We start from the raw sequence: 13,435 nt of genomic DNA, 5'->3' as shown, positions 1-13,435 counted from the left end.
GGGTGGGTGGGGCCCGCGGGTGAGCACCGCCACGCTTGAACATGTTCAAATCCGGGGCTACGGTGAGCGTGATTTGAACATGTTCAAATCCGGAGGTGTCTTGGGTGTCCGAGCCGTCCGGGGCGTCACCCGCCCACGGTGAGCGCACGCGCGAGCTGATCGTCCAGACCGCGCTGCGCCTCTTCGCCGAGCGTGGCTACGAGCGCACCACCATGCGGGCGATCGCCGACGCGGCGGGCCTCTCGGTGAGCAACGCGTACTACTACTTCCGCTCCAAGGACCATCTCGTCCAGGAGTTCTACGCGGAGATCCAGCGCCGCCACCGGGAGGAGTCCGCCGAGGCGTTGCGCCACCGGGGTTTCACCGACCGCCTGCGCGGCGTGCTGCACGCCGGCATCACCGTGATGGGGCCGTACCACGACTTCGCCGGCTCCTTCGTCGGCGTGGCGATCAACCCGAGGTCGCCGTCGAGCCCGTTCAGCGACGAGTCCGCCGGAGCCCGCGACGCGGCGATCGACCTCTTCCGCGAGGTGGTCGAGGGCGCCAAGCCCGCGGTCGACCGCCAGGTGCGGGCCGAGCTGCCCGAGCTGCTGTGGTTGGGCTACCTGGCGCTGACGCTGCACTGGGTGCACGACATGTCGTACGAGCAGGATCGCACCCGCCGGCTCGTCGACCTGGCGACCCCGTTCGTCGGGCGGCTGATCCGCCTCAGCCGGCTGCCCGGCATGCGCCCGATCACCAACGACCTGCTGTGGCTGGTGCGAAAGGTGCGTTCGTGAGCGCGTGGAGCCGCGCGCTGCTCGACCTGCTGATATGTGCCGGCCTGCTGCTGGTGATGCCGCTGGGCCTGCGGCTGCTGGCGGCGCCGGGCCTGGCCGGTGTGCGCCGGCTGTGGCTCCTCGCGGCGGCGCCGGCCGCGGCGTCGGTGTGGCTGCCGCGCGGCTGGCTGGCGGCGTCGCTGGCCGCCGCCTACGTTCCGGCCACCGCCGCGCTGGCGACCAGCGCCGCCCGCCTGGTTTCCGCGCGCTGGATCCCGGCCGCCCGCCTGGTCTCCGCCGTGCGCCGGGCCCCCGCCGCCGTCGCGGTCCCCGCCGGTCCCGCGGGCCCTGGCGGCGGCGTGGGCCTCGCCCGGGTGATGGCGGGGCCGCGGCTGGTCGCCGCCGCTACCGCGCTCGTCGCGCCGGCGGTCGCGGGGAGTGCGCTGGTGGCGGAGCGGGCCGGCTACCGGCTGTTCGGGTTCGACCTCGACGTGCTGGCGCTGACCGTCGCGCACTTCCACTACGCCGGCTTCGCGGCCGCGCTCGTCGCCGGCCTGGTCTGCGGCCTCGACGGCGACGGACCGGCCGGGCGCCTCGCCGCGATCTCCGTGCCGGCCGGCGTGGCGGTCGTCTTCGTCGGCTTCTTCACGAGCGAGTGGGTCGAGCTGGCCGGCGCCGCGGTGCTCACCGCCGGCATGTGGCTGGTCGCCGCACTCACCTGGCGGCTGGCCCGCGATGGGGCCGTGTCGGTTACGCGCGGCGGGGCCGTGCCGGCCCCGAGCGGCCGGGCCGCGTCGGTCACGGGCGGCGGGGCGGCGCCGGCCCCGAGCGACCGGACCCCCTCGGTCACGTGCGGCGGGGCGGCGGCGCCGGCCCCGAGCGGCGGGGCCGTGCCGGCCCGGAGCGACCAGACGCCCTCGGTTACGCGCGGCCGGGCCGCATCGGTCACGGGTGGGCTGCTCGTCACGTCGGCGTGCACGCTCGGAGTGACGATGCTCCTGGCCCTCGACTGGGCGCTCGGCCGGGCCACCGGCCTGCCACACCTGCCGATCTCCTGGATGGTCGCGACACACGGTCTCGCCAACGCGCTCGGCTTCGCGCTCTGCGCCCTGGTCGCCTGGCAGCGGATGGGAAGGGGCAGCGAGTGGGGCTGACGACCACGTACCCGGAGAAGGGCGCCACCCGGCGCGGACCACTGCCGGCGGGATATCGCCACCTGCGCTACCGGACGCGGGTGGGCGCGGGCGAGACGGCGTTCGCGCGGGCGGTGGAGGCTGTGTTCACCTGGCGGATGCACGCGGCGATGGGCGTGCCCATCCGGGCGTCCGCACCCCGTGCCGCGACCGGCGGCGCCGTGACCGCGCGGCCCGGTATCGGCCCGATCCGGATGACCGCGCCGTGCGTCGTGGTCTGGGCCGAGGAAGGGGAGCGGCGGGCCGGCTGGGGATACGGCACGACCACCGGACACCCGCTGCGCGGCGAGGAGGCGTTCGTCGTCACCCTGGACGGGGACGGCGCGGTGTGGCTGGAGGTGGTCGCGTTCAGCCGCCCGGTGCGCTGGTGGGTGTGGCTCGCCGGCCCGCTGGTGCCGCCCTTCCAGCGCCTCTACGCCCACCGGTGCGGCGCCGCCCTTCGGCGGTTGCTGGCCCAGAAACCGTAGAACGGGGTGCGGGCCCAGAAAACCGTAGAAGGCATGTCCAGAACGCGGGTGGCGGCTCCGACCACGGGGCACGCGCCCGTCCGGGGCGCCGGAGCCAGGGAGACACGATGAAGTACATGATCATGATGTTCGGCGGGTTGGGTGCGTCGCTGGAGGGGCGCTCGCCGGAGTGGGTCAAAGGCCTGCACGAGCTGATGGTCACGATGGACGCCGAGCTGAAGGAGGCCGGCGAGGTCGTCGCCTCGCACAAGCTGATGGACCCCAGCCGGGCCACGACCGTGCGCTTCCACAACGGGGCGCCGGCGCCGACCGACGGGCCGTTCGCCGAGATCAAGGAGTCGCTCGCCGGCTACTGGATCGTCGAGGCGACCGAGGAGCGGGCCCTGGAGATCGCGTCGCGGGTGGTGGCCTACACCGAGTACCCGATGGAGGTCCGTCGGATCATGGAAGGGTGACCGGCCCGGCCGCCTTCGAGGACCTGCTGCGCGACCTCGCGCCGCGGGTCCTCGGCGCGCTCGCGCGGCGGTACGGCCAGTTCGACGCGTGCGAGGACGCGGTGCAGGAGGCGCTGCTCGCGGCCGCCCGGCGGTGGCCCGTCGAGGGCGTGCCCGAGCGGCCGCGCGCGTGGCTGTCGACCGTCGCGACCCGTGCGCTGGTGGACCACTGGCGGGCGGACAGCGCCCGCCGCCAGCGGGAGGTCGCGGTGGCCCTGGATCCCGCGGAACACCGGCCCGACGACCCGGACGACACCCTCGTCCTGCTCTTCCTCTGCTGCCATCCCGCGATCTCGCCGCCGTCGCAGCTCGCGCTGACGTTGCGCGCGGTCGGTGGGCTCACGACCGCGGAGACAGCGGCCGCGTTCCTGGTGCCGGAGGGGACGATGGCCAAGCGGATCACGAGGGCCAAGCGGCAGATCCGCGAGGCCGGCGCCCGCTTCACGCTGCCGCCCGCCCCGGAGCGCGGCGCGCGGCTCGGCGTGGTGCTGCACGTGCTCTACCTGATCTTCAACGAGGGTTACACGGCGCGGCGCGCCGACCTGACCGCCGAGGCGATCCGCCTCGCCCGGCTGCTGCGCCGGCTGCTGCCCGGCGAGGGCGAGGTGGCCGGCCTGCTCGCGCTGATGCTGCTCACCGACGCCCGGCGGGCCGCCCGCACCGACGCCGAGGGCGCGCTCGTGCCGCTCGACGAGCAGGATCGGTCTCGCTGGGACGCGGCCGCGATCCGGGAGGGGGTCGGTCTGCTCACCGCGACCCTGGGCACCGGGCCGGTCGGGCCGTACCAGCTCCAGGCCGCGATCGCCGCCGTGCACGACGAGGCGCCCACCGCCGAACGCACCGACTGGCCGCAGATCCTCGCGCTCTACGAGGTGCTGGCCGAGGTGGCGCCCGGACCGCTGGTCACGCTGAGCCGCGCGGTCGCGGTGGCGATGGTGCACGGCCCGCGTGCGGGTCTGGCCGTCGCCGGCACCCTCGACGTGGACGAGCGGATGGCACACACCCACCGGCTCGAGGCCGTCCGCGGCCATCTGCTGGAACGGGCCGGGGAGCCGGCGGCCGCACGGGCCGCCTATCTGAAGGCCGCGCGGATGACCGCGAACGAGCCGGAGCAGCGCTATCTGGCGCGGCGCGCCGCGCGCCTACACTCCACAGTGGAGTGAAACCGATGGCGGCCGGCGGGCGAGAGAGGAGTCCGCCGGCCGCGGCGGGGCCAGCGCCCGCGAGGGGCGCCGGCCGCAGCTAGCCACAAGCTGTTGCTATGTAACGTAAGCCGTGCGATCCGTTGTGGCAACGGAGTTTCAGCGGCTCTGGAGCGCGTCCAGCCCCACCGCCATCGCGATGACCATCCGCCGGTCGAGGCGCGGGTCGTGGATCGTCACGACGTACTTGTCGCGCAGGCCCCACTTCTTCACCACGGAGAACGCCGGCTGCTCGCCCTCGAAGACGAAGTCGAAGTGGTACGGCAGCCACGACAGCGAGTCCATGAAGCGGCGCAGGATCGCGACGAGCTGGCTGCGCTCCTGGCCGGTCGCGGCCGGCAGGCCCGGCTGCTCGAAGATCCAGGTCGAGCGGAGCAGCGACCGCTTGAAGTCCTTGCGGAACACGCCGATCGCCGCGCCGGACGGGTCGGTCACGTCGTACGCCGAGCCGAGGTCCATCACCTTGCGGGCCTTGAACCCGAGCACCGGCTGCTGCTTGGTGTCGTCGGAGTAGAGGGTGACCTGCTCCTTGAAGGCCATCCGCTTCTGCTGGGCGAAAGCGATAAGCCCGGCCTCGGACCCGTCGGGACCGGCCGCGTGCACCTCGTACTGGTTGACCATCATGCGGATCCGCTGCCGCACGATGAGAGTTTGCAGGCTCTGAAGTTGTTGGGTGCTCATAAGTGCGCGAGTCTGCCACACGGTCACCACGCGCCGCCGCCCCGAGGTGTCAGAACGGGAGGCGGAGCACCGCCCCGCTGACGTCGGTGCGGTTGGTCTGCCAGATGTCCCGGACTTCGGTGACGGTGAGCGCTCGCCGGTACACGCGCAGTTCGTCGAGCGTCCCGTCGAGCCGCTGGGTGCCGTCGAGGCGCTGGCCGGCGTACATCCGGAATGGACGGTCGGGGCTGACCGTGCCGGCCGGCGAAGTGACCGAGCCCACCTGCGTGCCGTCGACGAAGAGGCGGAGCGTGGTGCCCGCGCGCTGGAGGGCGACGTGGTGCCAGGCGCTGTCGTCGTACGCCTGCGCGGACACCACCTGGGCGCTGCCGTTCGCCGTCTGGAGCCAGCCGCGGATCCGGTTGGCGCCCGGCTCGGCGCGCAGCCATACCTGCGACACGCTGGTGCCCTGGTTGTACGCCCACAGCAGCGCCTGGTCGGTCTGCTTCGCGCCGTACCGCACCCACATCGTGGCGGTGAAGTCGCCGCCGCCGATCGCGAGCGACTCGGCGAACGGCGGCTGCACGAAGTCGTCGGTGCCGTCGAGGTCGAGCGCGTTGTCGAAGCGGCCGGCCACCCGGGTGGGGGAGCCGCGCAGGTACGCGTCGTTGCCGCGGCCGGAGACGTCGGGCGTGGTCGGACCGGTGGCGCCGTCGGGCAGGCCGAGCGCCGCCTCGGTGAAGCGGGCGAAGCGCACCTCGTCGCGGGCGTCGACGGTGCCGCCCTCGTACAGCAGGCCGATCTCGCCGCCGCCCAGCAGCGCCAGGTCCGAGTATCCAGAGTAGGCATCCGCGGTGACGTCGGTGCCCTGCGGGGGCGTCTGCCAGCGCGCGCCTTCGTCCCACGAGGTGCGGACGCGGATGTCCTGCCGCAGCGTGGGATGGGTCGGCGCGGTGAAGAGCACGCGGTTGTACCGGTCGCCGTCGGCGGTGGACCGGATGACGAGCGTGGCGCCCTGTACGGCGTCCGCGGTCAGGCCCGGCACGTTCGCGAACGGCGCGGCGAACGTCTCGCCACCGTCGCGGCTGAGCGCGAACGCCCGGTTGACGCCGTCGGCGGACTGGCTGTTGTCGCGCGCGGCCGCGTAGATGGTGCCATCGGCGCGTTCGAAGAGGCTCAGCTCCTGCGGCACGATCGTGTCGTTCGGGCGGATGTCCTGCGCGCCGATGTGCCAGGTGGCGCCGGCGTCGTCGGTGTAGACGAGCTGGGCGCCGTTGCGGCCGGCGCCGTCGGAGAAGTTGGTGCCGACCACGATCCGCCCGGCGTGGGCACCGCGGCGCAGCTGGATGCCGTGGCCGGGACCGGTCGCGTACCAGCCCCAGTCGGGCTTGTCGATGGCGGCGGCGAGGCTGCGCGCCCGGCTCCAGGTGACGCCGTCGTCGGTGCTGACCTGCATGTACGGCGTGCGCACCGCGTCGCTCGTGCTTGTGTTGAACGTGCTCAACAGCAGGATCGCGCCGGTGGCCTGGTCGACGACTGGCGCCGGATTGCCCCGGGTCGCGGGCGCGGCCGGGTCGGCGTCGGTGCCCTCCAGCACGACCGTGGGTGGCTGGGAGAGCGGCGGCTGCCAGGTGCGCCCGTTGTCGGTGGACCGGCGCATGACCAGGTCGATGTGGCCGACGTCGTGGCACCACGCGGCGCCGGAGATCCGCTTTTCCGCGAACGCCAGCAGTGTGCCGGCCTTGGTACGGATCAGCGCCGGGATCCGGTAGCACCCGGCACCGAACGTGTCCCGGTCGAATAGCACCGTGTGCGGCAAGGCCGCGCGAGCCGGCGGCGCCATGGTCACTGCCACCAGAACACCACAAAGCAGACCAATCCCGATTCGCTTCACATAGGACATCCTATGTATCCCATTGCCTGAGTTCAATGGCCGGTGTCGGGTTGGCGACAGGCGAAAGGTGTTGGTGGCCACCGGGCGCGGGTCTCGTTCCGGTGTCAACCCCAACGACACCTGGAGGGATCATGATCTATCTTTCGCAGGCCTGGCGGCGGGCGCGCCGGTTACGCCGCCGCGGCCGCCTCGCCGTCGCCGGCCTCGCGCTGGCCGGTCTCGCCGCCACGCTCGTCGCCGGTGGGCCGGTGGCGAGCGCCCACCCGGGCCAGCCGTCCGCCGTCTTCGACCCGAACGAGGTCGACTGGGTCGAGCGGCGGGAGCGGACGGAAGAGGAGTTCGCGCGGGACATCGACGAGTGGAAGCAGATCGGCGCCCTGCCGGTCGACATCGAGGCCGACGGCTTCGGTGGGGAGCCGTGGTTCGCCAGCGTCGTCCAGGACAACCTCGACGGCCGGGACTGGCGGGTCGAGCCGCGGATGACCAAGGCCGAGTACGAGGCGGCGGCCGCCAAGGCGAAGGCGGACGGCCTACGCCTGGTCGACCGGGAGATCTACAGCGTGGACGGCGCCGGGTACTTCGCCGCGGCGTGGGTGCAGAACGTCGAGGGCCTCACCTCGTTCTCCTGGTTCGGGCTGACGCTCGCCCAGCTCGCGGCGCGCGAGCAGGAGCAGCGGCGGGCCGAGCGGATGCCGATCGACTTCGACATGTACCGCGACCTGGGCGGCATCCGTTACAGCGTCGTGTTCCTGGACAACCCCGAAGGGCTGGACTGGCACCTGCACGGCGACTTCGACAACGCCCAGTACGCCGCCGCGTTCGGCGAATACGACGCCGACGGCTTCCGGATGCTCTCGTTCGACTCCGCCCTGAGCGGGGCCAAGCAGCTCTTCGGCGGCATCTGGGTGGAGAACGCGAACGACCGTCGCTGGCGCGGATGGCGGGAGATGACCGCCCACCAGTTCGGGAACAACTGGCACCTGAACGTGGACCAGGGCTACCGGCAGATCTTCGTCGGCCGCTACCAGACCTCGACCGGCGTGAAGTACGCCTCGATCTGGCGGCAGAACAGCGACAAGCCCGACTGGCGGCTGCGGCCGGACGTGGACGCCCTCATCGCCGGGGAGATGGGCGAGGACGACGTGCCGGGGATCGCCGTGGCGGTCATCGAGAACGGGGTGTTCCGGTACACGCGCGGCTTCGGCAAGGCGGACATCGCAGGCGACATCCTGATGGACGCCGACCACGTGCTGCGGTGGGCCTCCGTGAGCAAGGCGGTCGGCGGCGCGCTCACGCTTCGCCTGGACGAGAAGCCGGACGGCGACGTTGACCGCCACAAGACGGCGAACTCCTACTACGAACCGCTGGATGACAAGCACCAGGCGACTCTGGAGCAGCTGGCCGGCAACAGGGGATGCGTGCGCCATTACGCCGGCCACCCGAAGTCGTCCCTGGAGGCGACCGACCCGGAGCAGTTCGAGGTGGAGAAGGCGGCGGACGACAACATGGCGCAGTCCTGGTACAGCGACGCGCAGGCGGTGGTCGGGGAGTTCGACGCCGACCCGCTGCGGTCGTGGACCGAGGGCGGCGGGGTGTCGACGGCGTGCACGCCCGGCGACTCGTACCTGTACAGCACGCACGGCTACACGATCCTCGGCGCGGCGCTGGAGGAGGCCACCGGCGCCGGCGTGAAGGACCTCGTGCGGCAGGAGATCAGCGAGCCGCTCGGCCTGACCACGCTCCGCCAGGAGGAGCCCTACGGGATCGGCGAGCCGGTGCGCCGCGCCAAGCTCTACGAGGGCGCGGACAACGACGAGGTGGCGCCGGACGACACCACGTGGAAGACGCTTGGCGGGGGCCTGGAGTCCAGCGTGCGGGACATGGCCCGGTTCGGCGCCGCGATGATCGCCGGGCAGGTCGTCGCGGACGACGACTACATCTGGGACGGCGGCGACGAGGGGTGGTCCTACGCGTACGGCTGGGCGCTCGACACCGAGGGCGGCCACAAGGTCGCGGACAAGGACGGCAAGCAGCTCGGGTCCGACGCGCACCTGCGGGTGTACCCCGACGACGGCATCGCGATCGCCGTGATCGTCAACCGCGAGGAGTTCGACGGCGGCGCGGGCGACCACGCCACCTACATCGCCGAGGAAATCGGCGACCTGATGGTCTGAGCGCCGGACAGCCGGGGTGCGCGAGCGAGCTACCGTGCCGGAGATGGACGACCGCGGGCTGGTGGCGGCGATGGTCGCCGGCGACCCGCGGGGTCTCGACGGCGCCTACCGCCGCTACGCACCCCGGCTGTACGCGTACTGCCGGGCGACGCTGCGCGACGCGGACGCGGCCGCCGACGCGGTGCAGGACACGTTCGTCATCGCCGGCCGGCGGGCCGGGCAGCTGCGCGAGCCGGAGCGGCTGCTGCCGTGGCTGTACGCGATCGCCCGGCACGAGTGCCTGCGCCACATCCGGGACCGGCGGCGGGAGGTGCCGGCCGAGCTCGACGATGCGAGCGCGGACACCGCCGACCTCGGCGCGGGCGTGCGGGCGGCGGAGGTGCGCGAGCTGGTACACGCCGCGGCCGCCGGGCTCGGCGACGGCGACCGCGAGGTGATCGAGCTGGCGCTCCGGCATGGACTGTCCGTAGTGGACATCGGCGCGGTCCTCGGCGTCTCCGGCAACCACGCGCACGCCCGCCTGTCCCGGGCCCGGTTCCAGCTGGAGCGCGCGCTCGGCGTGCTGCTCGTGGCGCGGGCGGCGGCCTGCCCGGCGCTGCGCGAGCTGGTGCCCGGGTGGGACGGGCGGCTCACGCCGTTGCTGCGCAAGCGGCTCGGGCGCCACGTCGACGGGTGCGCCCGCTGCTTGGCCAGCCGCGCCACGCTGCTCAGCCCGGCCGCCCTGCTGACCGGGTACGTGGCGGTGCCGTTCGCGGTGCTCCCGGCGGTCTCCTGGCGGCCGGCCGGGCCACCCGACGTCCGGCTCGACCGCGACGGGTTCCCGGCGCGGCGGCGGCGCGGCGCGCTGGCGGCGGCGGGGGCCGCGGCCGCCGTGGCGGTGCTGGTGGTGATCGTGCTGACCCGTCCCGGGGAACCGGCCCCGCCACCCGACCTGGCGAGCGGGTCCGCGCCGCCGGCGACGTCCCCGACCCCGATCCCGACCGCGGGACCGCCTACGCCGCCGGTCGCGCCCATGACGTCACCCAAGCCCACGACCTCACCCACACCCAGGCCGACCCGCGAGGATCCCACGCCGCCGTCCACAGAGGAGCCCGAGAGCCCGGTACCGTCCACGAGAGAACCGCGGCCGGCGTTCGCGGTGACCGCGAGCGGGCAGGCGCGGTGCGGGTCGGATGGGGCGACGTACACGCTCTCGGCCGACGCCACCGCCAACCGCACCATGACCGCGAGCCGGCTCTTCTGGCGGCGCGCCAGCGGTGCCGCCACGGAGAGCGCCGCCATGACCGCGACCACGCGCAGCGCGGCCAGTGGCAGCCGCACCGGCCTGCGCTACGCGCGGGTCGTGTGGTGGGTGCGGGGCACGGCCACCGACGGCAGCACCGACGACAGCCCACACAGGACACTGGCCAACCCGTGCGACCACGACGGGTCCGGTGGCTTCACGGCGCCGTCGGCACCGGCCTCGCCAGGCCCGCGAGGGCGGCGTCCAGGTCGGCGGGGCGCTCCCACAGCGCCCGGGGCAGCCGGGCGTTGCTGCCGGTCCAGACCATCCGCAGCTCCGGCGCGCCGCCGCGCAGGTCGAGGGCGAGCATCGGGCGCCGCTGCTGGTTGAGGCCGGTCAGGCCGAAGAGCGGCACCGGCCCGCCGGCCGGGCGGCCCAGCGCGACCCGCTCGCGCCGCCACGTGTCGTACGCGGCCGCGAAGCGCCACGGCGCCGACCGGGCCAGCCCGGCGTAGAGGGCGGCCACCCACACGTCCGTGTGCCCGGCGCGGAAGTATCGGGTCGGGAAGCCGTCGAGCAGCCCGGCCACCTCCGCGTCGGTGCGGACGCCAGCGGCCTCCAGCGCGGCGGCGACGTCGTGCGCGTCGAGGAGCGCGGCGAGCGGGCGCGCCTCTTCCGGGCTCGCCACCTGCCACCGCTCGTGCGCGGTGGCGTGCCGGCCGGCCTTGCTCCACAGCCACGGCGTCGCGTCCCACCGGTGGTCCTGGTTGACGCCGATTAGCGGCTCGACGCCGAGCACGAGGGCGCCGTCGCGGGCGCGGGCGGTGAGCCAGGGGCCGCGTTTGGTCGGGTCGGCGCCGTGCGGCGCGAGCGCCACCACCGCGCGGCGGGAGTAGCGGCCGCTACGGTCGCGGGGAAAGTGCCAGCACAGCAGCCCGGCGTCCAGCCGGTGCGGGTCGCCGGCGGCACCGTCGGTGCGCAGGTCGGGAGCTGCCGCCGCCGCGTCGCGCCGCTCGACCTCGCGCCGCAGCCGGGCGTGCTCGCGGCGGGGGTCGGCCTTGGGCGGGGTGCCGCGCAGCGTGTGCCGGTATCCGTACCAGAGCCGGGCCGTGTCGACGACGGCCTGCTCGTCGGCGGTCGCCGTGCGCTGCGCGGACGTGTCGCGGCTGTGTCCCAGGCCGTCGTCCGGGTCTTCGAGCATCGTGACCTCGAACGCCGGCTCGCCGTCGCCGTCGAGGTCGTAGACCACGTCGGCGTCGCGCACCCACGAGCGCCGGTCGGGGGAGAGGCCGCCGTGCCCGGGTGGCAGCGTGTGGCGTAGCAGGATGGCGGTGACCTGGAGCCGCGCGGTGGTCGGCGGCTGCTCGCAGACCAGCCCGGTGGTGCCGGCGGGCAGCGTGCCGTAGAAGTCCCGATAGGACTCCAGCGCGCCGAACGCGGGCTCGATGCCCACCTCGCGCAGCCGTCCGGCGATCCCGGCCAGCAGCGCCCGCCGGCGCTCGCGGTGCGGGTCCGGCGGCGGTGGGGAGGCGGTCGGCGGAGGCATGTGCCACGATCTTGCCATGCCGGCGGTGCCGGTACGGGGCACGACGCAAGCCGAAGTTTCGCCGGGACCGGCGCCAGGACGATCCGCCCGACCGTCCTGACGCCGGCGTCACCGGCGCGGTGGCAGGCGGTCGAGCAGGCGGACGGCCTCGTCGGCCCGGCCGGAGTCGACCTCGACCGCGTACTCGCTGGCCCGCAGCCCGCTCACGGACGAGAAGTCGCGCTGCCCGCCGGTCATGGCGTGCGCCACCGCGCCGAAGACGGTGCCCCAGATCAGGCCGAGGACCACGGCGGTGGCGATCACCCACCACCAGTCGCCGCCGGCGAATATGCCCAGCAGCAGGCCGATCAGCAGGCCGACCCACGCGCCGGTGGCGGCGCCGGACAGCGCCGCGCGGGCGACGGTCATGCGGCCGGTGACCTGTTCGACCGTGCGCAGGCCGGTGCCGACGATGGCCACCCGCTCGACCGGGAAGCCGTTGTCGGACAGGTGGTCGACCGCGTGCTGAGCGGGCTGGTACTCGGGGTACGAGGCGACGGTCACGGTCGGGCGACCGTCGACGAGCGTCGTCGTCATCGGGTGGACTCCTCCTTCGGCGTCAGCCGCCGGGTGATGTCGGCAAGGCGCTGCCCCTGGTACCGGGCGGCCCGCAGGGTCTGCTCGTCGGGCGGCTCGGGTGGCTGGCCGGTCGGCCACGACACGCCGTACGGGTTGCCGCCGGCCTCGTAGAGCACCGGGTCGGTGTACCCGGGCGGCACGATGATCGAGCCCCAGTGGGCGAACAGGTTGAACAGCGAGACGAGCGTGGTCTCCTGCCCGCCGTGCCGGTTGATGCTGGACGTGAACGCCGTGGCCGGCTTGTCGGTGAGCACGCCGTTGAGCCACAGCCCGCCGGCCTGGTCGAGAAACTGCTTGAGCTGCGCCGACACCATGCCGAAGCGGGTCGGCGTGCCGAAGGCGTACGCGTCCGCCCAGGCCAGGTCGTCGAGCCTGGCCTCCGGCACCATGTCGTGGGTCTCGTCGACGTGCGCCCGCCACTCGGGGTTCGCGTCGATCGCGGTGTCCGGCGCCAGCTCGGGCACCCGGCGCACCCGCACGTGCGCGCCGGCCTTGACCGCTCCCTCGGCCAGCGCCTCGGCGAGGCCGTGCACGTTGCCGGTCGCCGAGTAGTAGATCACGGCGATCTTGACGTCGTTGTCCATGCCTCCACGCTTTGCCGGCACCGGGTGACGCGACCCCACCCGGGCCGGGTGACCAGGGCGGATAGGGGTATCCGCGGCGAGCTACGTTCGGTGGGTCGGTCCCCAAGCGGCGGAGGCTTTGTGCAGTGGGCATCGGCGGGGGAATCTTCCTGATCGCGCTCGGCGCCGTCCTTGCGTTCGCCATCCAGGTCGATCCCTGGTGGATCGACCTCCAGGCGACCGGCGTGATCGTGATGCTCGCCGGCGGCGCGGTCGTCCTTGTCACGCTCTGGTACTGGCACGACCGCCGGCGCCGGGCGTCGGCCGCCTCCCAGTCGCGCTTCCCCTCCGACGCGCCGCCTCCGGACGTGTGAGCAGCGGGCCCGCGTCGTCCGCGCGCCCGGCGCTGGTCGATCCTGACCGGTGGATCAGGGAGTCGGCGCCCGCTTGGCGTCCCGGTGGATTTCCGCCGTCACGTCCTGCTGGATTTTCTCGTCGCCAGGTGGGGCAACGGCGGTGGTCATTCTTCCGTCCCTTCCCGAGATACGGCCGGTGCGTTTCCGAGCCTGGCCACGGGGGGTTAGGCGTGATCGCCCGGAACGGGTGAGTTGACCGGCTTGATCTCGGCTCCGGCCGGGACGGTC

General features: G+C 73.8%; 12 protein-coding genes. 8 read left to right on the top strand and 4 right to left on the bottom strand.

The genetic code is table 11. The annotated features are described in order from the left end of the window. Positions 1 to 104 precede the first annotated feature (104 nt). The 5 genes from AC5L36_RS17950 (at position 105) to AC5L36_RS17930 (ending at position 4,075) form a co-directional block, all read left to right on the top strand. Positions 105 to 779 (top strand): TetR/AcrR family transcriptional regulator, encoded by a 675-nt coding sequence (locus AC5L36_RS17950; protein WP_441217408.1) that lies wholly within the window; start codon positions 105 to 107, stop codon positions 777 to 779. Beyond that, positions 776 to 1,912 (top strand): YndJ family transporter, encoded by a 1,137-nt coding sequence (locus AC5L36_RS17945; RefSeq protein ID WP_441217406.1) that lies wholly within the window; start codon positions 776 to 778, stop codon positions 1,910 to 1,912. Before AC5L36_RS17950 ends, AC5L36_RS17945 begins: the two co-directional genes overlap by 4 nt. Continuing rightward, on the top strand, positions 1,903 to 2,418 hold the full coding sequence (locus AC5L36_RS17940; protein WP_441217404.1) for a DUF1990 domain-containing protein: 516 nt from the start codon (positions 1,903 to 1,905) through the stop codon (positions 2,416 to 2,418). Before AC5L36_RS17945 ends, AC5L36_RS17940 begins: the two co-directional genes overlap by 10 nt. Before the next feature lie 107 nt (positions 2,419 to 2,525). Continuing rightward, on the top strand, positions 2,526 to 2,873 hold the full coding sequence (locus AC5L36_RS17935) for a YciI family protein (RefSeq protein WP_441217402.1): 348 nt from the start codon (positions 2,526 to 2,528) through the stop codon (positions 2,871 to 2,873). Beyond that, on the top strand, positions 2,870 to 4,075 hold the full coding sequence (locus AC5L36_RS17930) for an RNA polymerase sigma factor (RefSeq protein ID WP_441217401.1): 1,206 nt from the start codon (positions 2,870 to 2,872) through the stop codon (positions 4,073 to 4,075). Before AC5L36_RS17935 ends, AC5L36_RS17930 begins: the two co-directional genes overlap by 4 nt. 138 nt (positions 4,076 to 4,213) lie before the next feature. On the opposite strand, the gene AC5L36_RS17925 is transcribed toward AC5L36_RS17930, so the two are convergent. Then, complete coding sequence (locus tag AC5L36_RS17925; RefSeq protein WP_441217400.1) at positions 4,214 to 4,795, bottom strand: LURP-one-related family protein; 582 nt, start codon at positions 4,793 to 4,795, stop codon at positions 4,214 to 4,216. 49 nt (positions 4,796 to 4,844) lie between these two features. After that, the gene (locus tag AC5L36_RS17920; protein ID WP_441217398.1) at positions 4,845 to 6,629 is read right to left on the bottom strand and encodes an exo-alpha-sialidase; all 1,785 of its coding nucleotides are present in this window, start codon (positions 6,627 to 6,629) and stop codon (positions 4,845 to 4,847) included. Between the two features lie 170 nt (positions 6,630 to 6,799). Here AC5L36_RS17920 and AC5L36_RS17915 point away from each other — a divergent pair, with 170 nt between their 5' ends. Continuing rightward, positions 6,800 to 8,842, top strand: coding sequence for a serine hydrolase (locus tag AC5L36_RS17915; protein ID WP_441217396.1), 2,043 nt, complete (start codon positions 6,800 to 6,802; stop codon positions 8,840 to 8,842). A gap of 43 nt (positions 8,843 to 8,885) precedes the next feature. Continuing rightward, complete coding sequence (locus tag AC5L36_RS17910) at positions 8,886 to 10,454, top strand: sigma-70 family RNA polymerase sigma factor (RefSeq protein WP_441217394.1); 1,569 nt, start codon at positions 8,886 to 8,888, stop codon at positions 10,452 to 10,454. 1,264 nt (positions 10,455 to 11,718) lie between these two features. On the opposite strand, the gene AC5L36_RS17905 is transcribed toward AC5L36_RS17910, so the two are convergent. Together AC5L36_RS17905 and wrbA are read right to left on the bottom strand one after the other, a co-directional pair. Continuing rightward, positions 11,719 to 12,186 (bottom strand): YflT domain-containing protein, encoded by a 468-nt coding sequence (locus AC5L36_RS17905; protein WP_441217392.1) that lies wholly within the window; start codon positions 12,184 to 12,186, stop codon positions 11,719 to 11,721. Then, positions 12,183 to 12,812: an NAD(P)H:quinone oxidoreductase gene (gene wrbA / locus AC5L36_RS17900; RefSeq protein WP_441217390.1), complete on the bottom strand. Its 630-nt coding sequence runs from the start codon at positions 12,810 to 12,812 to the stop codon at positions 12,183 to 12,185. Before wrbA ends, AC5L36_RS17905 begins: the two co-directional genes overlap by 4 nt. Positions 12,813 to 12,937: 125 nt before the next feature. Between wrbA and AC5L36_RS17895 the strand changes: the two genes are divergently transcribed. After that, on the top strand, positions 12,938 to 13,165 hold the full coding sequence (locus AC5L36_RS17895) for a DUF6458 family protein (protein ID WP_441217388.1): 228 nt from the start codon (positions 12,938 to 12,940) through the stop codon (positions 13,163 to 13,165). Positions 13,166 to 13,435 lie beyond the last annotated feature (270 nt).

Source organism: Phytohabitans sp. LZ39 (genome assembly GCF_059359075.1).
Note: the sequence above shows the minus strand (reverse complement) of the source record. Positions and strands in the feature narration are given on the sequence as shown.